The following is a 21119-nucleotide window of genomic DNA, read 5'->3' as shown; positions in this document are numbered from 1 at the left end:
CCTTTTTCGAGGGCTGCCGTATAGGTATTTACCTAAGGTCACACTTAATGCTATTTTCTGATATTCTGAGAACCATTCTCGTTCGTATTTTTCAATTGCTTCTGCTGGTACCCTTTTTTGTATGGGGACAGCCTTCTGATTTAAGCTTCAACAGGATATCCGCGAAGAACGGCTTGTCGCAGAATATCGTGCAGTGTATGCTGCAGGATAGTAAGGGTTTTATGTGGTTTGGTACAAGGAACGGGCTGAACCGGTACGACGGATATAAATTTCTCGTATTTAAAAATGAGGCTTCCGATAGCACTTCGATCAGTGATAATCAAGTAAACGATATTCTCGAGGACCGTCAGGGGAACTTGTGGATAGGGACGAATAAGGGCCTCGATCGATTTAATCGTAACTCTGCTACCTTTACCCATTTTGACAGGTTTGGAGAAGATGTGATCGTAAGAGATCTCTTTCAGGACAGCAAAGGAAAGCTATGGGTGGGGACCACTAAGGGCTTGTTCCTTTACACAGAAAGAGGGACATTCCAAAATTTTACAAAACAACCTAAAAGAATAAACGGGGCCATCTATAAGGAAGTTACCAGGATCGAGGAGGGAATAAACGGGGAACTTTGGCTGGCTAAAGCAGGTGACGGACTGATCAACCTCGATCCGAAAAGCCGGCGCATCACCTATTTCCGTCACGATCCCAATGATTCTGCCTCGATCAGCGGAAATTTTCTTAAGACGCTTATAAAAGACAAAAAAGGGAACATCTGGGCCGCTGTACGGGATGAAGGGATATCGGTGTACGATAGTCAAACGAAAGGGTTCAGGAACTACCGACATATTAAAGGAGACGTCTCTTCTCTTTCACATAATGATATTATATCATTCAACTGCGACCGGGAAGGAAGGATATGGATGGGTACCGATACCAGGGGACTTTGTATCTTCGATCCTGCAACCAGTACCTTCACGTCTCATCCTCTTACTCCTAGCGACAAAACGATCCGGAGTATTTATACCGATAAAATTGGAAATACCTGGTTGGGAACGCATTCAGGCGGCGTACTTTTCATTTCAAAGCATGCCAATAAATTTGACTTATACAGTCATGACCCACTTGAATCCAACTCACTTAGCAGCAACCTGGTGAGAAGTATTTTCGAGGATGCACAGGGAGTTTTGTGGCTCGGGACAGAGGGGGAAGAGCTTAATAAGCTTGACCGAAGAAACAATAGATACAGTGTGGTGAAGAGTGGTGATAGTAAGAATAGTCCAGCCAGCAATAAGATGTATGCTATCACCGATCTGGGAGCTGATACGTTGGTATTTGCTTATTTCAGAGGTGGTATCGACTTTTATGACAGACGTACGCGTACCTTCAGCCATCATCCTTTCGATAATTTCGAGAAAAGCCGCAGGCCGGCTACCGTAAACACAATATTTAAAGATAAAAAAGGTGATCTCTGGTTTGGGACCACCAAAGGGATATTGTACTATAATCGGAGTACTAAGAAGTTTGTACACTCTAAAACTAATAATAAAGACCTCGATAAAGTCTATGCGTTCCGGATTGACTCCAAAGGAAACACCTGGACGGGGACACAGAAAGGATTGATTTATCTGGGTGCCCGCAGCAAAAAGTTCCAAATCTTTTTAAACGAGAAGGATAATCATAAGAGTTTAAGCAATAACCTGATACACTGTATCCACGAGGATAAAAAAGGACGTATCTGGATAGCAACAGGAGGAGGAGGATTGAACCTTTTCAACCCGCACGACCGAACCTTTAGCCGGTTTACTGAAAAAGATGGACTTCCCAGCGACATCCTATTCGGCATCCTGGAAGACAGCAGGGGAATGCTTTGGATAAGCTCCGGTAAAGGGCTTGCAAGATTTAACCCGGAAACGAAAAAGTGTAATATCTATGAAACTACTGCGGGCGGTGAGAACGAGTTCCGGTTAGGCGCCTTTTTTCAAAATTCCAAAGGCGAAATGTTTTTTGGTGGCGCCGAAGGGATGGTGAGTTTTTTCCCGGACAGGATCAGAGTAAACCCTGTACTCCCTCCCGTTTATATTACCGGCTTTCAGATTTTCAACAAACCCGTTTTATATAGCAGCCCTAACTCTCCCTTAAGAGCAGAAATCTCAGAAACAAAGGAAATCGTCCTTTCCTACGATCAGTCGGTATTCTCATTTGAGTTTGCCGCACTCAATTTCACAGGTTCTGAAAAAAATCAGTATGCCTATAAGATGGAGGGATTTGACAAAGATTGGAGTTATGTAGGTGCAGTGAGAAATGCTACTTATACCAATCTCAATCCCGGAGAGTATGTGTTCAGGGTGAAAGCTTCCAACAACGATGCGGTTTGGAACGAAGCCGGTGCTTCTCTCCGGATCGTAATCCTTCCTCCATTCTGGATGACCTGGTGGTTCAGGGGGGCAGTCCTACTAAGCATTCTTGCGCTGTGCATTGGCTTCTACAGACATAGAGTGAACAGATATAAACGGCAGCAGCAGCTGCTTGAGCGGCAGGTGCAGGAGCGGACGCATGAAATAGAGGAGCAGTCAAAGAAGCTGTTGCAGTTGAACGACGAGTTACAGCAGCAGACGGAGGAGCTTCAGACCCAGGCGGAAGAACTCCAGACCCAAGCCGAAGAGCTGCAGTCGCAGTCCGAACATCTGCAGGTACTGAACAACCAGCTTAATGAGAAACGTAAGGAGGCGGAGCTGGCTAAAGAAGATGCGGTGCAGGCGAATCAGGCAAAGAGCGTATTCCTGGCTACCATGAGCCATGAAATCAGGACCCCCATGAACGGAGTGATCGGGATGGCCTCCTTGCTGGCCCAAACCAAACTCGATCAGGAGCAGGAAGAGTATGTGAAGGTAATTAATACCTCCGGCGATGCCCTCATGGGCGTGATAAACGATATCCTGGATTTCTCCAAGATTGAATCGGGCAACATGGAGATTGAGCAGCGCAGTTTCGACCTCAGGCAGTGTGTGGAAGATGTAATGGATGTGTTTGCAGGGAAGGCCGCTGAAAAAGGCATTGACCTGCTGTATCAAATTGATAACCGTCTCCCACTAACCATTATCGGTGATAGCTTGCGATTGCGACAGATCCTGATCAACCTGGCGGGTAATGCGATGAAGTTTACCAACCAGGGAGAAGTGTTCGTTAATCTCAGGCTGGAGAACATGAAAGATGGCGATATTCTGCTGCAGTTTGAAGTGAGAGACACGGGTATTGGAATTCCGGAAGACAAGCTTTCGAAGTTGTTTAAGGCTTTCTCGCAGGTAGATTCTTCTACTACCAGAAAGTATGGAGGCACCGGGCTCGGTCTGGCAATCAGTGAGCGTTTGGTAGGACTAATGGGAGGCGAGATCCAGGTAAGCAGCGAAGTAGGTGTAGGTACGATATTTCATTTTATTATTAAAACCAGGGCTGGGGAGAATGCCGTCCCTCAGTTTATAAGTCTGAACAGTACGGCGGAAGGAAAACGGGTGCTGATCGTTGATGATAATCAAACGAATTTACTTATCCTGCGCACGCAGCTTGAATTGTTGAAGCTGGAAGTGGTGTCTGCCTCATCCGCACCAGAAGCCCTCTCCATATTGTCGCAAGACCAGGGCTTTCATCTAATTATCTCTGACATGCATATGCCAGAAATAGATGGGGTAGGCTTGGCTAAAGCGATTAAGTTTAAGTTGCCGCAGATTCCGATCATGTTGTTAAGCTCAGTTGGGGATGAAAGCAGAACAAAGTATCCGGAGTTATTCAATTCAGTCCTGTCGAAGCCGGTGAAACAGCATCAGCTCATCCGGACAGTTCAGATGGAGCTGAAAGAGACTTCCCGACCTGAGCAGGAGCCGAACACGAAACCGAATATCCTTTCCGAAAACTTTGCGGTGGCCCACCCGCTTGATATCCTGATAGCGGAAGATAACCTGATTAATCAAAAGCTAGCCCTGCGGGTACTAAGTAAGCTGGGTTACCAGGCCGAAATAGCGAACAACGGCAAAGAAGCCGTTCAGATGATGGAGCAGAAAGGATATGATCTTATTTTGATGGATATGCTGATGCCCGAAATGGACGGGCTGGAGGCTACGCGGAAAATCAGAGCCAGCCTGCCAAAGCAACCTGAAATTATTGCAATGACAGCGAACGCGCTACCGGAAGATCGGGAAACTTGCCTGGCCGCGGGAATGAATGAATATATCAGCAAACCCATCAGGCTGGAGAACCTGATAGACCTTTTGAAAAAGACCGCAGATAAGATAGGAACTTCGGTCTGAGGACAGGATCAGGCCCGGGACTTGACGAAAGCATTGGTCCTCTGCCTGACCCATATAAAAAAAAATCATTTTCATGGTAATGTCTTGCTGTCAGCTCTCGTATGGCAATAAGAAAATTAAAAATTTAAAGCCATGAAAAAAATTACATCTGCACTCTTGTTAATGGGTCTGTTCGGTATTACTGCTGTATCCTGTAAAAAGGATAATGTTGAAAAAGTAGATAGTGAAGAGGACATAAGGTCTACCAAAATGACTTACAAAATTGACGGTGCCGCCAAGACTAGCACGCATTTATTTGCAGTGAAAGACGAGGGAGACATTGCCATCTATGGATCCATCGATGACGATGAAACGATGGTGATTGCCATAGAAGATTTCCACGGAACCGGCGACTATGAAGTGGAGAACGACCACGTGACTATCGGATATATTAATGGGAATACCCCTACCAACTCGTTCTGGGCTACCGAAGGTGTCATCAAAGTAACTGCATCGACTAACAACGAAGTAAAAGGAACTTTCAGCGGCCGCCTTACCAATGCCGGCGAAACAGTTAAAGAAATCACGGAAGGGAAATTTGAAGCTAAAATAGTGGAGGGGCAGGACTAAGAGCATTTAATTTATTGATAAGGGCCGCGGATAACCACCGCGGCTTTTTTGTTTTTCAGGACCGTAGTGAGCGTTTTTTCCGCTATTCAGACTAGGCCCTGAAGAGAAAGGAACATGCAGAAATAGGCCATTCCATAAGCCAGGCCATCCTCTCTCAATGAACTCTTTGAAGGCTCAACGTCTATGTAAATGACTGGGTCCAGGAAGCAAAGTCGTGGAATTTCGTTGTGGATTAGAAGTAAGTCAGAAATGCTAAATTTGGTTACAGTACTTCGCCAGTATCATGAAGACAAAGAAAATCACCCTGCTGATACTCCTATTCTCACTAATCAACTTGGTGAGTGCACAAGAAGGAGCTTCTTCACAACAGAGTATCTCCAGCGAGGTGGGAGTTATCGTTGGATATAATTATAATTTCAGTGACGCTGATTCCAAAAATTATCACCTGGCAGAACTGGGCATCATGCGATCTGCTTACAGCAGCTATCGTCATCCGGTTAGCTCTTCCTACTACTTTTCCAACGAATTCGGGTTGAATACCGAACGGTTTATCTGGGGCCCGAAAGCAGGAGGCTACCTGAGCCTGAGCCTGTTTACAATCGGCGGCGAGATGATCTACTACACCAATTTTAATCGTGGCTCCCTCCGCCTCGCCCCCTATTTTGGAATAGGATTCCACAGGTTTAAATTGACTCTAAATCCGCAGATCAAGTTCAATAATAAAGAGCTCCTCCCCAATACCGGCAGTGTCAATATCATGGTAACTCCGCTCGCACTGAGGAAGAAAAAGATGCGGTGAAGGATCCATAGAGGCAGTGCATGTTCAGGTTCCCTGCTTTTATCGCATCAAGCGACGACCGCCCATTGGGCTGCCAGGTTAATACATGGGTCGAGGTGCACTCGATCCGGAATTTCGGTCGTATAGATGGGGCAATATGGCTCGGGGAGTGCTTGTTTGAATATTAGGCGCTGAAGATGGGGATGTTGAAGCTGAAGGTGCTTCCTTTCCCTGTCTTGCTGTCTATTTTTAGTTTTCCGCCGTTTTTTTCTGTCATTTCTTTACAGAGTGTGAGTCCCAGGCCGGTTCCGAGCTCATTGGCTGTACCTGTTGCGGGGACAAGCTGGGAGTTGGATAAAATAGCTTCGACTACATCTGGTGGTATTCCCATGCCTCGGTCAATTACGGAAATGGATATGAAGTTCCCCTCAGTTTCCGCTTTCAAAAGTACCTGGGAGCCAATGGGACTGAACTTTATTGCGTTCGAGAGCAAATTTCGCAAAATGGTCTGCACCATCTGTTCGTCTGCATAGGCTAGCGCTTCCCTGTCGATTTCTGTCATTATAGTAATCCCTTTGGTAAGAGCTACCGATTCCAGGGTTTGTCTGGCGATCAACAATAGGTTGTGAACGGATAGCTTTTCCGGTTTTGCCTCTAGCGCACCGGTTTGCATACGAGCCCATTCCAGCAGATTTGTAAGCAAAATATGGCTTTCTCTTACACTTTTATGAATGATGTTCAGGAAGCTTCCCAGTCGCTCCGCGCTCATTCCGAGGCCACTCTTACTCAGCAACTCGGTGGTAGTGAGAATCGAAGTAAAGGGGTTTTTAAGATCGTGTGCAATGATAGAAAAAAGCTTGTCTTTCGCTTTATTCAATTCCTGAAGCTCCAGATGCGCAGCATGTTGCCGGGTAATGTTATAACCTATTACCAGAAAACTTTTCTCCCTGCCATCTGCACTGGTTTCAGGGATCACTGTTAGGAGTAGATGAGCAGCACGGCCTTCAATCTCGAGATCCAGCTGACTCTCCTGTTTGGCGCCCGACTGCCTGGCCTCTTGAAGGAGTCTGAGAGCTGTATCGTACAGGGGGCCGGGGAAAAGTTGATCACAAAAGACCTGACCCTGACTGAGGGGAGGGAGATCAGGGACAAAGCTTTGAAAGCTGCGGTTCACGTAAATGCATTGCAAATCTGAGTTGAAGCGGACAATCAGCTCAGGCAGGTTCTCACTTAATGTGCGATACTTTTGTTCGTCTCTGGACAGAGAATCGAACAATAACTGCGTCGGCTTCGTAAATCCCGTTTCTACGTTTGCCTTGTAAATCAGGAAAAAGGATACGAGCTTGGCATAATGGCCAATCTGATTGGACAATCCGTAATTGGAGATATACAGGCTGAAGCAAAACTCGCTGATAATGGTAAAAATAAGAGACGCCAGCAGGAGATGATAGGTACCGCCCTTAAAGTGTTCTCGTTTCCTGTGCAGAATGAATACCGCCACCACCAGCATTGCGATAATCACATACTCCCCATAAATTTTAAAATCAGTCTGTCCGTATCCTTCTATATAGCAGGCTGGAAAGACTTTGAAGTGTAGGATAGACAGAATAATTCCTGCGGTGATACAGGCATAGATCAGTAAAATAAGGTCACCGTGCAGACGTTGCCTGCTATTGAGGAAGCGGAAGGCGACCAGGAGCGTCGCTACCTCCAGGAACCGTGTGGCAATCCAGAATTGATTGGCGTAAAAATGCGCTCCTGTGAAGATATTCATCCCTTTATACGTGAGGGTGTGAAGCAAATCCAAAAAACCCACGAACAGATAGGCAATCCCTACAAAGTAGAGGTATTGGTTTTGAATCGTCTTCCGGGCATTCCAGGTAATGATAAAGAGGGCATAGGTAATAACAATAGAAAACAGCTCCACCAGAGTATGAAAAAGCAGGTAGCTCTCAGCAAGGCTCACCGAAAAAATAAGCACCAGAATAAGAAATACGTAGGCGGTGCGGTAATTGTTGGAAATGAGATTTTTGATGAGTAAAAATAATACTTAAGGGGATAAGTAGTACAATTAACAGCAAATGTTTAGGTAGACAAATTTTATCCTAGGCGGTAGACTTGAACGAATGGATGTGAGGCGACAGCGGGGGAACAGAACGCTCCCTTTACATTGCCTTTTCTTGTCAGTCTCAGACTTTAAAACTCCATGCATGGAGATACCTCGATTCCATACTTTTTGCAGTTTTGTTTAATACGGTCCTTTAAGCGGAAACGAGCCTGGTAATCCAGCATCATCAGATCGATAGCATGTCTTTCGCCAGACTTTGTATGAAGAAGTATTGTGCAAAACTTAGAGCTGATCCGCGACAAGTCTTCCCATTGCAGGCAAACGAGCTCCTCCGTATTCAGACAATGGTAGCTTATCGTGTCTTCCCTGATATCCAGGAACAAGTATTTCTCGCGCAGCGACTGGATAAAGTAGCCAAAGGTTACAGTCAGACAAAGAGCTCCGGAGATGTACGACCAGGTGCTCGGGTAGAACCACACTGCCGTTACAAAAATGCTGATAACAAGTACGGCAACTGTGGCGGTAGTAAGGCCGCTTCTGGATTTTTGGTCTGATTTTCTTTTACTAATAAATACTTGGTAGTCCATGGTATTAGTGCTCTGGTTTTTCAATTTTCAGGTTCGGTAATAAGCTGAGCGTTTTCAAGAGCACCTGTTCAATTTTCATGCTATTTATCCGTTGGAACAGGAGCGAAAGAGCGAAAACTAGGTAAAAAACTTCCCTTTGCGGGATGCCGTCGGTTTTTATACGGAGGTTTGTATCTAGTGTTACAAAAATATCGACACGGATAATTGTGTGAGCAAAGTGAACGTTCGTTCTGATCCGATGACCAGATTTTCACGCATTCGTCCTAGGATCACTGGTCTGTATGCCTTAGGAGTAATTAGTAAAAGCCTCAGCGAGCGCTTAGCGAGACGCTAAGACTAGAAGGGGACGCTGTACTGGTCGTAGAATTTTTTTGTACTGGTCGTAACGTCGCGCTACGACCTTGTGAAATAAGATGAGTAAAGCCTAAGCGACACGAAGGCTAGACAGGGAATTTGTAAAAGTCTTAGCGGGACGCTAAGACTAGAAGGGGGAAGGGGGTCGTTTCTACGTATATTCGACCCAAGCAGTGTCTTCTTCGAAATGCCCCGCTAAGACTTGAGATGATCAATCTACTTCTTCGCTTATCCTTGTCTCTGCGTCGATTTTACGCACCATTGCGTCCAATTCCCTGCCCGACTCCTTCAGCATTTTCAGGAGCAGGCTAAGCTCTTTTTTTTCTGCAGTTTCGAACAGGGAAAGAATCCCAAGGATATTTGCCACTGGCTTTCGTACCAAGTGGGAGTTCATACGGGCGATAGCTTTTAAGCGGTTGTTCTGTTTCAGGATCTCCTGCTCCTGTGCTTTCAGGTAGGTGATATCCTGCATGCATCCCACCATGCGGAGCGCCTTTCCATGACTGTTGCGCACTACAAAGCCCTGATCTTTCACGATGGAATAAGTGCCGTTTCTGGCATTAAAGTAACGATACTGCGCCTTCCAGTCTGAACAATTTTTGTCGGCGATTGCTTCCTCAACGGATTGTCTGACCACCGCCAGGTCCTCCGGATGAATATTCTGAAATCTGGCATCGTTATCCCCTGATTTCCGGAACCCGAATGTCCGGTGATAGCCCTCCCCCCAGTACACGCGGTTTTGCGTGAGATCCCAGTCCCACAATCCATCGTTAGTGGCTCTGGCAGCTAAAGCGTAGCGCTCATTGCTCCAGGCCAACTCTTCATTACTCCGTTCCAGGGCTGCTGTTTTCTCCCTTAGTGTTTCTTCAGACCGTACTTTTTCTGTAATATCCTCAAAAACCCATAGTACCCCCCGCAAACCTTCCGATTCCAGCCTCCTGCATTTTACATTCAGCACCCGGAAATCAGGCCGGTCATATACCCAGTTCAGATCCTGTTCCTGTGCCGCGAAGGCGGAAAAACTAAGTTGTTCAATCTCAGCAAGGTTTACTGCCCGCTGCCTCAGATCCAGCATTGCTTTCCTGATATCGCCCGGGTCGGGAGCAGCTTTCCCAATGTTCAGGAGCCGTGCCGCTTGCGGATTCAGCCAGCAGTAGGAGTCTTCTTCTGAAAGGAATAATATCGACTGTTCAATGTTTTGGAGGATCCCTTTAAGGCGAATTTTTAGTTGATCGAGCTGGAGCTGCTTCAGCTGCGCCTGTGCAATCTCCATCAGTCGTAAGCGGATACTTTGCAAAAAGGTTTGAAAATGATCATCCTGGGGAGGAATCTCGACATACCCCAGGAGAACGACATTCAAATGCTGGCCTTCCTGTAGCGGGATTGCTATCCAATGGTGGACCTCTTCTTCTTTCCACCAGGCCGGAAGTTGGCTTTGTAGAAAGCTGATTTTCCGGTAGTTCCAGATCCTAGTCAAGAACGGATCGTTCACCAGGAGCTGTTTGTCTGTGGTTTCACTCGAAAGCAACTGTGTGTAAAACTCATCTTTTTTGCTGAGCCAGCGTACCGCCGTGGCGGAAGTATAGGCTTTGAGTTTTTGGATTAGAGCGGCAGCGCCCGGCAGTTGACCAGAGTACGGCGATAGCTCCTGGTCTGTCAGGAACCCGATGCTCTTTTGCTGCCAGTCGATATCTTTCACGGCGTGGCAGTTGAAAGAAAATCTTTTATCGATCGAGCTACTTCCGGCGCCGCACTGATGTGTGGGAAATGCCCTTCAGCATCTACAAATACCAGTTTACTGTTCTTGATCTGTTGATGCAGAAAGCGCGCTGCCTCTTCCGGAACGGCAATATCATTTTTAGCATGTACGAGCAAAGTCTTTGTAGGTATATGTCGTAGGATATGGCGGAAGTCTGATTGAAATATAGAACGCGCTACTGCCAGGGCAATGTCAGGCCGCAGTGAGGATAAGCCCTCCGCAAACTGCCGCTGTAGTTCCGGCCGATCGTCATTCCGCATCGCCAATTTGGCAAATCCGCTTACCCAGGCATAGTAATTATCCTGAATGGCCTGATACAGACCGTCCAGATCCGACTGCTCGAAGCCTCCTACATAGCCCTCGTCATTAAGATAACGCGCCGATGGTCCAATCAGGATCTGGGTGGAAAATAGTTCCGGACGGGCAATAGAAGCGATCAGTCCCACCATGCCGCTTACTGAGTGTCCTACGAAAATGGCCCTTCGGAGATCAAAGTGCAAAGCAATCTCTATGAGGTCGCTTGTATAGCCTCCCAGGGATGCGTACTTCCTGGTATCATAAGCACCAAGATCAGATTTCCCCCCACCAGTGTTATCAAATAGTATGAGCCGGTAGTCCTCTTCGAAATGTGGTAGGACATCCCGCCAGGCTTGCTGATCGGTTCCAAAGCCATGCGCAAAAACAATAGTTCTGCGGCTTGCCAGGTTTCCCCGGATACTGACGTTGTTTCTCTTTATGACATTGCTCGTTCGCATATCCCTTTTAAGTAGTGTGTGTTAAACAGGTTATCGTAAGAGCGGTAATTCCCGCGCGTACCTTCCAGGCAGCGGCTCGGAGCACTGTTTTACTGTCCGGAATTAAAAAGGTTACGAGCACGTGTAATTCCCTTTGTGTTTCTGAAAGGGCAGATGACCGATCCCTCCGACGACCGTGATCCTTTGATCAACACTCCTTCACGTATCATCGCGCACTTCTGGAAACCATACCTAGCTTGCTATACGACAAAACCGGGAAAGAGATTACAAGCAGACGGATTTTTTTCGGTTAGGATTGCAGGATTCAATTGTTGCTTTGCTCTTTAGTCGTTTCCTCATCATAGTCAGCTATGAGTGCAGGCATTAACCAGGTTCTGTTCCTTTAAAAGACTTTTCTAAGGATCGATCCAGGGAGGTACAAGTGAGGCTATTAGATCGACAAGGATTTCCTCTGCCGTCTGTCAGCGAAGAGATGCCGAAACTGAATTTAAAATCGAGGTAGCAAAAGATGCTCCTGCTATAGTTTTTTAATCTCGCTAGCAGGTAAAACAAAGTATTGTTGTTACCTGTAACTTCCAGTCAGAGACACTAATAGAGGTAATTCACCAATGAATATAGAAACGCTTTTAGAGCAGGCCAGAGATATTGCAACAGAAGTTAGTGCTAAGGAAGCGACGGTTGCAGACGCCAATGGAACCTGGGTAGAGGGGACGATGCGGGCGCTGCAAGAATCAGGTCTGGCAGGGCTGGTGGTCCCGTCTTCCTGCGGGGGCCTGAATCAGGGCTTACTGACGCTGGTAAAAATGAGTGAGGAACTGGGACGAGCCTACTCTTCAGCGGGGCTTTGTTTTGGCATGCACTGTGTTGGTACTGCAGTAATCGCAGCGAAGGCTACCGAATGGCAGCAGCAACAGTATTTAGTCCCCATTGCAGAGGGTAAGCATATTACTACCCTGGCACTCAGTGAACCTGGAACCGGGGCACATTTTTATTTTCCGCAGACGTCGCTGATGGCAATTACGGAAAATGAGTTCGTCGTCTCCGGCAAAAAATCTTTTGTTACTAATGGAGGCTTCGCAGACTCGTATGTCGTGTCTACCCTGGGAGCAAGCGCAGAAGCAGAAGAAGATCAGTTTTCCTGCACCTTAATTGATGCAGGAGCAGAGGGCCTGGAGTGGGGAGGGCCCTGGGAAGGATTAGGAATGCGCGGCAATTCCTCGCGCTCCATGTACCTCCACGACGTTCGTATTTCCGGCAACCATATTTTGGGAGAAAAGGGAGATCAGATCTGGTATGTGTTCAATGTGGTGGCTCCCTATTTTTTAATGGCTATGGCGGGCACCTATTTAGGGATTGCACAGGCTGCATTGGATGAAGCAATAGAGTCGCTTTCTACCCGTTTTTATACCCATAATGGCGCAGGACTTGCAGGTTCTTCCATTTTGCAGCATCGCTTGGGTACGCTTTTCGCTAATGTAGAAAGAACGCGGCGCTTGATTTATTTCGCAGCCTCAGAAGGAGATCGAAGTCATTCAGGCGCCATGCTCAGTATTTTAAGCGCCAAAGCAGAAGTAGCAAATTGCTGCGTGGATGTGGTGAATGAAGTGATGACCCTGACCGGTGGCAGGGGATATAAAAATAATTCGCGGCTCGGCATGCTGCTCCGGGACGCGAGGGCATCACACATCATGTCGCCTACTACGGATTTATTGTACACCTGGATTGGACGCGTATTACTGGACCAACCTGTTTTTTCGGATTAGACGCCTGTGTATAGAATATTCTACCTAGGATTTGCTGAGGGAATGACTAGCCTTCAGGATAAGATCACGACGATGGCAGATGCCGAACTTCGGCAGATTATGCCTTTGGGCTCTGATGTTAGCAATCAGTTGGATAACGCCGACGTCCTGCTGCTTGGCCCGCTCACGGTGGACCCGTTGAAACAAGTCCAGCGCGCTCACCAGCAAAATAAGGTAATTTCTATTGTGGTCCTTATCTTTCCGGCCCAGTATCAGAAGACCAGGCAGCAGATACAGTTGGGCTTCAACGTAGGGAAGAACCTCACGCTTTTGCCTTATGAATTTGGGAAAGACATCTCTATGGTAGTAGATGGAGCTGCCCGGCGTTCGCAGCAACGAAAAAGTTTTTTGAAGATAAGTGCTCGATTCACACCGCCGCCACCGCCCGTTGGTCCTCCGATTACTGTAGAAAATCTTGCCCTGGTGCTGGAGCACGCACCTATTGGCGCCATGATCGTGGATGCGGAGAAACGAGTGCTAAGTGTCAATCGTGTTGCTAAACTCTATTTTCCAAGCGTTGATTTTGGCGCGAGGGTAGAATGGAGTGACCTGTTTCCGGATGAAGTTTTACCATCTGGCAAGAAGTGGGATCAGCCCTTTCAGGATGTACTAAAAGTGGAAGGCAGATATCTGGAAGTAAATATATCGTCCTTAGGGATCGGCGAGCATTCTGCCCATCAATTATTGCTGCTGAACGACGTTACACGGGCGATTAGTATCGAGAACCAATTGCGGAGCAAGATTGAGGAGCTCGAGTTTTTGAATAAGGAACTGGATGAGTTTGCCAATGTCGTCTCTCACGATTTTAAAACTCCCTTAACCTCCATCAGCTTACTTGCTCAACTTGCGCTCCGCGAGAAATCACAGGACAAGCAGCTAGACTTTTTGAAACAGATACTAAGCTCTTCCAGGAAACTAAAAGAACAGTTGAATGGGCTCAACAAGCTGGTTAGTCTCAAAAAAAACCGGGCGGAAAAAATAGAGCAGGTCAATTTTCAGGAACGCCTCAATATTATTTTAAGCGAATATGGAGATCTTGCGGAGATGGAAGCAGAAGTAGTCAGCAACTTTTCCAAAGCCCCCGGAATTAGCTACTTCACGGCCCATATAGATAGTCTGTTCAATAACCTCATTACCAATGCTATCAAGTATCGGAAAAAAGATCAGCCGTTGAAAGTAGAGCTGGAAAGCCGGCAGGAGCAGGAGTTTGTGGTGATAACCATTAAAGACAACGGGATCGGGATCGATCTGACCAAAAATATGAACAAATTATTTCAGCCTTTCAAACGGCTGAGTGATCAGGGTACTGGTACAGGACTGGGGCTGAGTCTGGTCAAAAGAATGATTGAACAGGCAAACGGCTACATAGAAGTATTCTCGGAACTGGGCCTTGGTACCCAATTTAAAGTGCATTTGAAGAAGCAGGTGTAGTAAAGATTAGGGCCACAGCTTGCGCGGGCAGTTTGAGCAGTTACCGGGCGGACTCTACAACTGGAAGGGAGTTTAAACCACTGTCGGATCAGCCATTAAGCAAGACGAAGTGCGGCGTTAACTTATTTCGCCGTCCGAAAGTTCCTTTGTCAACTTCGTGAATCCAATGACATTTCCCTCGTCGTCATGAAGCGCGGTGATTAAAATACTACCCCAGAAGGTGGTGCCGTCTTTCCTCACGCGGCGGCCGATATGTCTGGCCCTTCCTTCCTTTATTGCCTGGTTAAGAAGTTGTTCCGGGAGTTGAGCCTGCCGGTCCCGGGGCATATAAAAAAGCCGGAAATTCTGACCCAGGATTTCCTGTTCACGGTAACCTTTAATCTTCTCGGCTCCCTTGTTCCAGGTAAGTATAGTCCCGTCGAAGTCCAGTAATATGATCGCGAAGTCGAGGATCTCCTCGATCATTTTTTTATGCAGCTGTTCCAGGACAGCTGCTTTGTCTCTTATTCCCATATCTCCTTCTACCTTAACAGCAAATCCTTCTTCTGGTTTCTGCGAAACCAAGTATGAGTTTTGCATTTGGCACGTACAAAGATGCAAAAGTTTTGGTAGTTGTGGGCCCATTGATCAGAATAAGACCTGCCCTTTGCACCTTTATGGATTGGAAATCGGCGACCTTAGCTCCCTGGCTCAACCATTAAAAGGCCCCGCAAACGGTCCAGCGACATCGGTTTTAAAAAAACTTCCTCGACACCTGTATATGACTGGTATTTGTCTTTGGCCAATATATTTGAGCTAAGAATAAATGTTCTCAATTTCAGCTCGAAACGCAAAGCATCAACAGCTTGTAGAAGATCAAGGGCGGCAGCTTCATTAGGATAGGGCTCTATGAACAGACCTATCGTCTTTTCCCTTTCAGGGGGGAGAGCATCTAAATATCCTGCAGCTTTGGAAGCCACATCAAAAGTAGAAAGTTTACCCGTGTAACCGATGCTACTAAGCATGATTTCCATAATTCGGGTGGAAATAAAGTCAGGTTCAACCAGGATTATTTCCGACTGAAAAATACTCATATCGTCTTTTAAACCGATTTTTATCGTCCCGGTTTTAAATTATAACTGGTTGCATTTCGGTAGCTCAGCTATTCGATACCATCATCCCCTCGTGTGCAATTTCAATAGTATCTACTGCAACTTCATTCCCATTACCTTTAAGATCGGTGGCGGTAATTTTAGTGGGCCAGGCATTAGTTAAAGTCCATTGCATGCTCACGCTACCTTGTTCATCCAGAAGTTTGACGATTATCGTTTGTCTTCGTATCGTGTTCATCTTAGTCTGCTGGTGCCAGGACCAAAAGGCATTATCATTAGCAAATACACCTCTTCTCATCGTAACATTGCCATACTTTTTTATTCCGGGCATTTTTATAGTCGAGAAACCAGGACTGTCACCGGCCCGGTATTCGATAACCTGAGTCTCGACCTCCATGCCTGAGACCTCCTTGAACGCCACGCCTTTTAATGCGGTACCAAAATCAACTTCGAATCGGAACCTGGGCAGGGGCCAGGTTGCTCCCGGGCTGCTGCCATCGTCTGCTGTCATAATTTATATCGTTTATAATGAATCAATCTTTATTCAGATGCTACCATTTTCAGCTGGAAGTTAAGCACGATAAACTCCGCAGGACGAAGCACAGCTACGAGTACTGAGACATTCATGAAACCATTGAGAATGTCTTCAGCAGTCATGGTCGTACCCAATCCACAGGCAACAGAAAATGCATCGGAGGGACGGGCGCCTTGTAATCCGCCAGCTTTCCAGATAGAAATTAAAAAATCGCTGATCATTGACTTTACCGCTACCCAGGTAGTTGAATCGTTGGGCTGAAACACATAGCCCTGTATAGCCAGCTTACAAGACTGCTCGAGGAAAATTACTGTTCTGCGAACTGAGATATATCTCCAGTCGGAGCTGTTACTATCCAGGGTTCTGGCACCCCAGACCAATATCCCCCGTCCATTAAAAAACCGAATCGCATTGATGGACTTACCCGAGACGGGGACGTTTAAATCCATTTGTTGAATGTCGGAAATCTGGATAGGCAGCCAGGCCGCTCCTACAATCGATGTATTTGCCGGCGACTGCCAAGGACCCTCGTTATTATCGGTGGTCGTAATTACACCAGCCATGGCGCCGCTCGGTGGAAGTATACTCGCAATCGAAACTATCTGCTTGATAATTTGGGCATAAGTTGGACTGGCCATTAAAAGTGCATAGTGGTTCTGACTTACCGTCAGGCCACTTAAGGGGTTTTGAATATTGGCGAGAATAGCCGCGACTGCGGGATTTGGATCGTCGGCCGGGTTGAACAGTGGCATCAGTTGCATCAAATCGCCTCCAAAGAGGTTAGTATAATCAATGTCGGTGTTTTGCATTATGGTGGTGCCGATGAATGGATAATAAGCCATCCCATAGTTCAAACCAACCGAACCGGTATTATTTCGGAAGGTTTCGATGTCCTCCGTGTAAAGAACAGGATCCGGAGCATTACCGCCGATAATATCGAAGATACACATAGCCGTTTGCATCTGCGTGCACTGCAACAACATCGACTCCATGAGTGTACCGTTGTCGGCAACAGAAAGCAGCGTAGCCTCCGGACAAATGTACAAGGTGGGCTCCTGCTCTTTCAATAGCTGATGTAATCCGCCCAGCAGTTCATTCAACTGTACATTCGGATTGACGATCTGATCCCCGGGATTCGTTGTTTTGCCGGAGGGAGGACCGTAAGTACCAACAGACACAATGTAGGCAGTGCCCCCACCATTTTGGTAAAACAGTCGGATGCTATTGTAGAGGTAATAAATAGTGTTGGGATTTGGAAGTACGGAATAGTAGGATCGGTTAATCAGCAGGTAGTCGCCTTTGGCCGGCTGCGCATCCTGCTGAACCAGATAGTACTGCGGACTATATTGTTTTACCGGACTTTGCGGTGCCGGCGGATCAGGCAGACAAAAGTACGTTTGAAAATCGGCAAAGCTGGTGATCCTTACCGGAACATTGCTATAAGGTTTCCCCTCATATTCAGCCTGCGGCGTATAACCGATAAACGCAGGCACTGCAGTAGCTACCCCTACCACCGAATTGGGGAAAGCGTTCAGTTCGTTTATGTAGACTCCTGGAGTTTTCATTGTTGATCGGCTCATATGGCAATGTCGGCACGGTTTGGTTCAGGTGCGCCGGCTGTCTCAAGGTTAGCAATAAAGCGGGGAATAAACAAACTGCTGTTTTCCTGAACCTTAAATTTTTGCTAAGGATAGTCCTTGTGCTCCCCGGCAGCGACGTAGCAGACCTTAAAGAACCGCAAACCGTTTGTTTTTAAAATCGATCACCACTATCTATTTTAAAAAATAGGCGTTGCCCGTTGTTCCGCCAATATTCTCCTGTTTGTTAAACTCCAACAGACGTTTATATATGGCTGATGCCGCGAAAAGGTCTTGCGGGAGCCATAAGTCCTGCCTATCTAGTTAGCTATATCATTTTTATCAACAGGTAGCAGAATACAGAACGTGCTTCCTTTTCCTAATTCACTTTCCACCCAAATATCCCCGCCGTGTCTTCTTACAATTTCCGAACTTAAGTAAAGTCCAATTCCAAACCCTGAAATATGTTGCGTATGGTCAGTTTCTACTCGATAGTATCGATTAAAAACCTTCTGCTGATCGTCTGTTCTAATGCCTATTCCCTGGTCTTTTACACGTATGAGTACATTTTCGTTTTTAAACTCAGTACTTACAAAAACTTCTTTCCCTTGGGGCGAGTACTTGATGGCATTACTTAGGAGATTTGATATAACGGAGTTCATTTTGTCCCGATCAGCCTCCATGGCGAGTGGTCCGCAGCTTGAAAAGTTAATCGTGTGTGAATTGGAGGTAATTCCAATTTCATCAATAACTTCCTTCATAAGGCCCTCAAGGTCAAATCTTTGTTTGTCTATTATCATGTTCCCAGATTCTAGTCTGGAAATATTAAGGAAACCGCTGATCATCGAAAGCATCCTTTTCACCTGAAGCTGAGCCTTCTCCATTGCTCCTGCAAGAAAAGGGTCATCCATATCTCTTAACTTTCTGTTAGCAACCTGAATGATAGCCGTCAATGAGGTAAGAGGTGTTTTTAGCTCATGACTGGCGATACCGATAAAACTGTCCTTTTGGTGTTGAATTTCTTTATTTGCCTCAAGCTCGGCTTCAAGCTGCTTTTTTACTTCCAGCAATTCTGTTTCGTTCTGTTCTATTTTTTTTCTGGCAAGTACCTGCTCTGTTACATCAATGGTAATCGCGATAACGCCGATAATATTTCCTTCAGAGTCCCTATGCGGTTCGTAGACGAAATTTTGATAAACGATTTCCTGTATCCCGTTCCTGATGAGAGTGACAGGCATTTCATCAGCCCTGAACGATTCTCCCTTATGATAAACCTCAGCCATTATCTGTTCCAGGCCTTGTTCCCGGGCATCGGGTAATGCCTCGAATACAGGCTTATACATAACCGAGTCCTTCGGTTTCCCCCAAAGCTCAATCATTGGAGGATTTGCTACACTTATAATATGTTCAGGTCCGGAAAGAATGCACATTGCCACAGGTGCCTGCAGGATCATGTTATGAAGGTAGCGTTCGTTCTGTTCAATCTTTTGCTTGGCAAGGTACAGATCAGTTACGTCTGATGCTGTATTCATCACTCCGTATATAGCACCGGCTCTATCGTACAGGGGAGTAAAACTATAATTGAAATAAAAAGTTCCGGGTTTACCGTCCACGATGAGCTCAAGGCGTTGATTCCGGGCATGAAATGAAGTGCCGGTAGTAAATACCTGATCGAGTTGATCAAATATCTCTTGATTGGCAAGCTCGGGTAAAACTTCCGAGTAGCGTTTTCCTAATACATCATCCCCTTTACCCCAAACATCCATGATTGATTGATTAGCTAATACAATACGCATTTCCCTTCCTTCATAAACTCCAATTGGAAAAGGGGCGCTCGCTACCATGGCACGCACTTTATTTTCGCTATCCTCAACAACGCGAATCATTTTCTGAAGATCATTCTGAGCTTCGAGCAATTCTTCGTTGCTCGCTATCAATTCTTCGTTGGTAGCTTCCATCTCTTCATTTAAGGCAGCCAACTCTTCGTTTGTAGACGTGAGCTCTTCATTAAGAGACTGTTGCTCCTCGAAGCTTTCCTGTAACCGCAGCCTCGCTTCGACTTTTTCTGTTATGTCCTCACAGGCGACGATAACCCCGTTCACATTCCCGTCTCCGTCGCGAAGAGGGTCGTAGAAAAAGCTTATATATTTCGTCTCCAGTCCATCCGGAGTTTGTAGGTATAAAACTTCTTCCTCCTGCCCATAACTGATACCTGTGGTATAAACCTTATTCAAAAGGGCGGGAAAGGGTTGATCTTCAATTTCAGGAAGAACTTCCAATAATTTCTTTCCGGTAATCTCAGCCAGAGATTTACGCCACAGGTTGGCAATCTGATGATTTACTATCTCTATTTCGTATTCCCTGCCTCGTAAAATCATCAACCCGTAATGAGAAGACATCACCAGGCTCCGAAGGTTAGCTTCGTTCTCTTCGATTTTCTTTCTGTTTCGTACCGTTTCGGTTACCTCAATGACGAATACGAGGATGCCGTCAATTGCTCCTAGTCCGTTTTTCCTCGGCTGATAAATAAAATTAAAATAGCGTTCTGCAAGCGGACCATCCGCTGTATAAGATAGTGGAACTAATAACTCTCTTCCTTCAAAAACTTCTCCGGTTTGATATACTTTTAAAAGAATTTCTTCAATAGCTTCCCCTTTTAATTCCGGCAGAGCATCCATCACGGCCATTCCCAAAAGCTTTCTGCCTGGGAAGAGCTGTTGATATTGAGGATTTACCATCTCAAATACAAAGTCGGGACCATCCAGAATACAGATACCGGCAGGAGCCTGCATGAAGAAACGCTTCAGTCGATCCGACTCATTTTCTCTCTGTTCTTCTGTAGCTACCAGTTTGTTTGACCATGATTCTTTTCCACCAGTCCCCAAAAAGGAGAAGCTCCTGTTCGCTCCAAATGCCACCTTGCTTTTGGCATTTTTTACTTCCGGTGTGTTTTTATCCAACCCGCGCTTAGCAACATCTACTGCCGTTTGTAAAATTGCATATACCTTTCCCTCCTCGTCTTGTATTGCCTGATAATCGATATCGAAATAACACCATTCCCATACCCCGTTCACTGCAATCTTAATAGGTACATCTTTTGCTTCAAAAGAACTTCCTGATACCCATACTTCTTTCAGCAAGGTTAAAAAAGGCTGTCCTGTTAGTTCAGGAACGGCCTTCTCGAGTGGCTGCCCCACAACTACCTTGCTGTCCTTACTCCATAGTTGGCACATCGCTTCGTTAGCTGTTTCGATAAGGAGATGCTCAGTCGTATAAATAGCTACAGGATGCTTCGACAACGAAAATATGCGCAATAGCTGGTCAGTATTCAAGGAGTGCATAGGCGTGTTCATATCATCGAGTTAGCAGTATTGCGCAAATATAGATTTACCAGCCCTTTAAGCAAAATAGCCTCCGGTGTGCTTTATGGCCTTTCCGTCAGCCCTGGCTTACTTGTTTTATCTTCCATACAAATTGCGGT

General features: G+C 46.2%; 15 protein-coding genes. 6 read left to right on the top strand and 9 right to left on the bottom strand.

All coding sequences use genetic code 11. The features are described 5' to 3' along the window. Positions 1-47 precede the first annotated feature (47 nt). The 3 genes from J4N23_RS17310 (at position 48) to J4N23_RS17300 (ending at position 5700) form a co-directional block, all read left to right on the top strand. Positions 48-4292, top strand: a complete 4245-nt coding sequence (locus J4N23_RS17310) for a two-component regulator propeller domain-containing protein (RefSeq protein WP_207429069.1) — start codon at positions 48-50, stop codon at positions 4290-4292. A gap of 132 nt (positions 4293-4424) precedes the next feature. Further along, positions 4425-4901 carry a hypothetical protein gene (locus J4N23_RS17305; protein ID WP_207429067.1) on the top strand — a complete coding sequence of 159 codons (477 nt, stop codon included), beginning with the start codon at positions 4425-4427 and terminating at the stop codon, positions 4899-4901. Between the two features lie 283 nt (positions 4902-5184). Continuing rightward, positions 5185-5700, top strand: coding sequence for a hypothetical protein (locus J4N23_RS17300; RefSeq protein WP_207429065.1), 516 nt, complete (start codon positions 5185-5187; stop codon positions 5698-5700). 163 nt (positions 5701-5863) lie between these two features. On the opposite strand, the gene J4N23_RS17295 is transcribed toward J4N23_RS17300, so the two are convergent. Next, the gene (locus J4N23_RS17295) at positions 5864-7585 is read right to left on the bottom strand and encodes an MASE3 domain-containing protein (RefSeq protein ID WP_370527295.1); all 1722 of its coding nucleotides are present in this window, start codon (positions 7583-7585) and stop codon (positions 5864-5866) included. Here J4N23_RS17295 and J4N23_RS21315 point away from each other — a divergent pair. Then, the gene (locus J4N23_RS21315; RefSeq protein ID WP_370527296.1) at positions 7472-7720 is read left to right on the top strand and encodes a hypothetical protein; all 249 of its coding nucleotides are present in this window, start codon (positions 7472-7474) and stop codon (positions 7718-7720) included. The two genes, J4N23_RS17295 and J4N23_RS21315, sit on opposite strands and share 114 nt — an antisense overlap. A 155-nt stretch (positions 7721-7875) precedes the next feature. Here the strand turns inward: J4N23_RS21315 and J4N23_RS17290 are convergent, their stop codons facing one another. The 3 genes from J4N23_RS17290 to J4N23_RS17280 form a co-directional block, all read right to left on the bottom strand. Further along, entirely contained in the window at positions 7876-8334 is a 459-nt protein-coding gene (locus J4N23_RS17290; RefSeq protein ID WP_207429063.1) for a hypothetical protein, read from the bottom strand. A gap of 565 nt (positions 8335-8899) precedes the next feature. Further along, positions 8900-10387 carry a PAS domain-containing protein gene (locus J4N23_RS21310; protein ID WP_207429062.1) on the bottom strand — a complete coding sequence of 496 codons (1488 nt, stop codon included), beginning with the start codon at positions 10385-10387 and terminating at the stop codon, positions 8900-8902. Then, positions 10384-11202, bottom strand: a complete 819-nt coding sequence (locus J4N23_RS17280; RefSeq protein ID WP_207429061.1) for an alpha/beta fold hydrolase — start codon at positions 11200-11202, stop codon at positions 10384-10386. The genes J4N23_RS21310 and J4N23_RS17280 overlap by 4 nt, the downstream gene beginning before the upstream one ends. A 608-nt stretch (positions 11203-11810) precedes the next feature. On the opposite strand from J4N23_RS17280, the gene J4N23_RS17275 reads away from it, so the two are divergent. Next, on the top strand, positions 11811-12965 hold the full coding sequence (locus tag J4N23_RS17275) for an acyl-CoA dehydrogenase family protein (protein ID WP_207429060.1): 1155 nt from the start codon (positions 11811-11813) through the stop codon (positions 12963-12965). A 6-nt stretch (positions 12966-12971) separates the two neighbouring features. Beyond that, positions 12972-14435, top strand: a complete 1464-nt coding sequence (locus J4N23_RS17270) for a HAMP domain-containing sensor histidine kinase (RefSeq protein ID WP_207429059.1) — start codon at positions 12972-12974, stop codon at positions 14433-14435. Between the two features lie 117 nt (positions 14436-14552). Here J4N23_RS17270 and J4N23_RS17265 read toward each other — a convergent pair whose 3' ends face one another. From J4N23_RS17265 to J4N23_RS17245, 5 genes are all read right to left on the bottom strand, one after another. Then, positions 14553-15014 (bottom strand): PAS domain-containing protein, encoded by a 462-nt coding sequence (locus J4N23_RS17265; protein ID WP_207429058.1) that lies wholly within the window; start codon positions 15012-15014, stop codon positions 14553-14555. A gap of 98 nt (positions 15015-15112) precedes the next feature. Continuing rightward, positions 15113-15508 (bottom strand): hypothetical protein, encoded by a 396-nt coding sequence (locus J4N23_RS17260; RefSeq protein WP_207429056.1) that lies wholly within the window; start codon positions 15506-15508, stop codon positions 15113-15115. Between the two features lie 64 nt (positions 15509-15572). Beyond that, complete coding sequence (locus J4N23_RS17255) at positions 15573-16037, bottom strand: phage tail protein (protein ID WP_207429054.1); 465 nt, start codon at positions 16035-16037, stop codon at positions 15573-15575. 29 nt (positions 16038-16066) lie between these two features. Continuing rightward, on the bottom strand, positions 16067-17626 hold the full coding sequence (locus J4N23_RS17250; RefSeq protein ID WP_207429052.1) for a phage tail sheath C-terminal domain-containing protein: 1560 nt from the start codon (positions 17624-17626) through the stop codon (positions 16067-16069). A 332-nt stretch (positions 17627-17958) separates the two neighbouring features. After that, positions 17959-20991, bottom strand: coding sequence for a PAS domain-containing protein (locus J4N23_RS17245; protein ID WP_207429050.1), 3033 nt, complete (start codon positions 20989-20991; stop codon positions 17959-17961). Between the last annotated feature and the right edge of the window lie 128 nt (positions 20992-21119).

Source organism: Pedobacter sp. SYSU D00535 (assembly GCF_017355855.1).
Classification (GTDB): Bacteria; Bacteroidota; Bacteroidia; order Sphingobacteriales; family Sphingobacteriaceae; genus Desertivirga.
Note: the sequence above shows the minus strand (reverse complement) of the source record. Positions and strands in the feature narration are given on the sequence as shown.

What these genes read in the sequence shown, in the direction of transcription:
- J4N23_RS17275 (WP_207429060.1), top strand. Translation starts at nt 11,811, where the DNA reads ATGAATATAGAAACGCTTTTAGAGCAGGCCAGAGATATTGCAACAGAA.
- J4N23_RS17260 (WP_207429056.1), bottom strand. Translation starts at nt 15,508, where the DNA reads ATGAGTATTTTTCAGTCGGAAATAATCCTGGTTGAACCTGACTTTATT.
- J4N23_RS17280 (WP_207429061.1), bottom strand. Translation starts at nt 11,202, where the DNA reads ATGCGAACGAGCAATGTCATAAAGAGAAACAACGTCAGTATCCGGGGA.
- J4N23_RS17290 (WP_207429063.1), bottom strand. Translation starts at nt 8,334, where the DNA reads ATGGACTACCAAGTATTTATTAGTAAAAGAAAATCAGACCAAAAATCC.
- J4N23_RS17300 (WP_207429065.1), top strand. Translation starts at nt 5,185, where the DNA reads ATGAAGACAAAGAAAATCACCCTGCTGATACTCCTATTCTCACTAATC.
- J4N23_RS17310 (WP_207429069.1), top strand. Translation starts at nt 48, where the DNA reads ATGCTATTTTCTGATATTCTGAGAACCATTCTCGTTCGTATTTTTCAA.
- J4N23_RS17255 (WP_207429054.1), bottom strand. Translation starts at nt 16,037, where the DNA reads ATGACAGCAGACGATGGCAGCAGCCCGGGAGCAACCTGGCCCCTGCCC.
- J4N23_RS17265 (WP_207429058.1), bottom strand. Translation starts at nt 15,014, where the DNA reads ATGCAAAACTCATACTTGGTTTCGCAGAAACCAGAAGAAGGATTTGCT.
- J4N23_RS17245 (WP_207429050.1), bottom strand. Translation starts at nt 20,991, where the DNA reads ATGAACACGCCTATGCACTCCTTGAATACTGACCAGCTATTGCGCATA.
- J4N23_RS17250 (WP_207429052.1), bottom strand. Translation starts at nt 17,626, where the DNA reads ATGAAAACTCCAGGAGTCTACATAAACGAACTGAACGCTTTCCCCAAT.
- J4N23_RS17305 (WP_207429067.1), top strand. Translation starts at nt 4,425, where the DNA reads ATGAAAAAAATTACATCTGCACTCTTGTTAATGGGTCTGTTCGGTATT.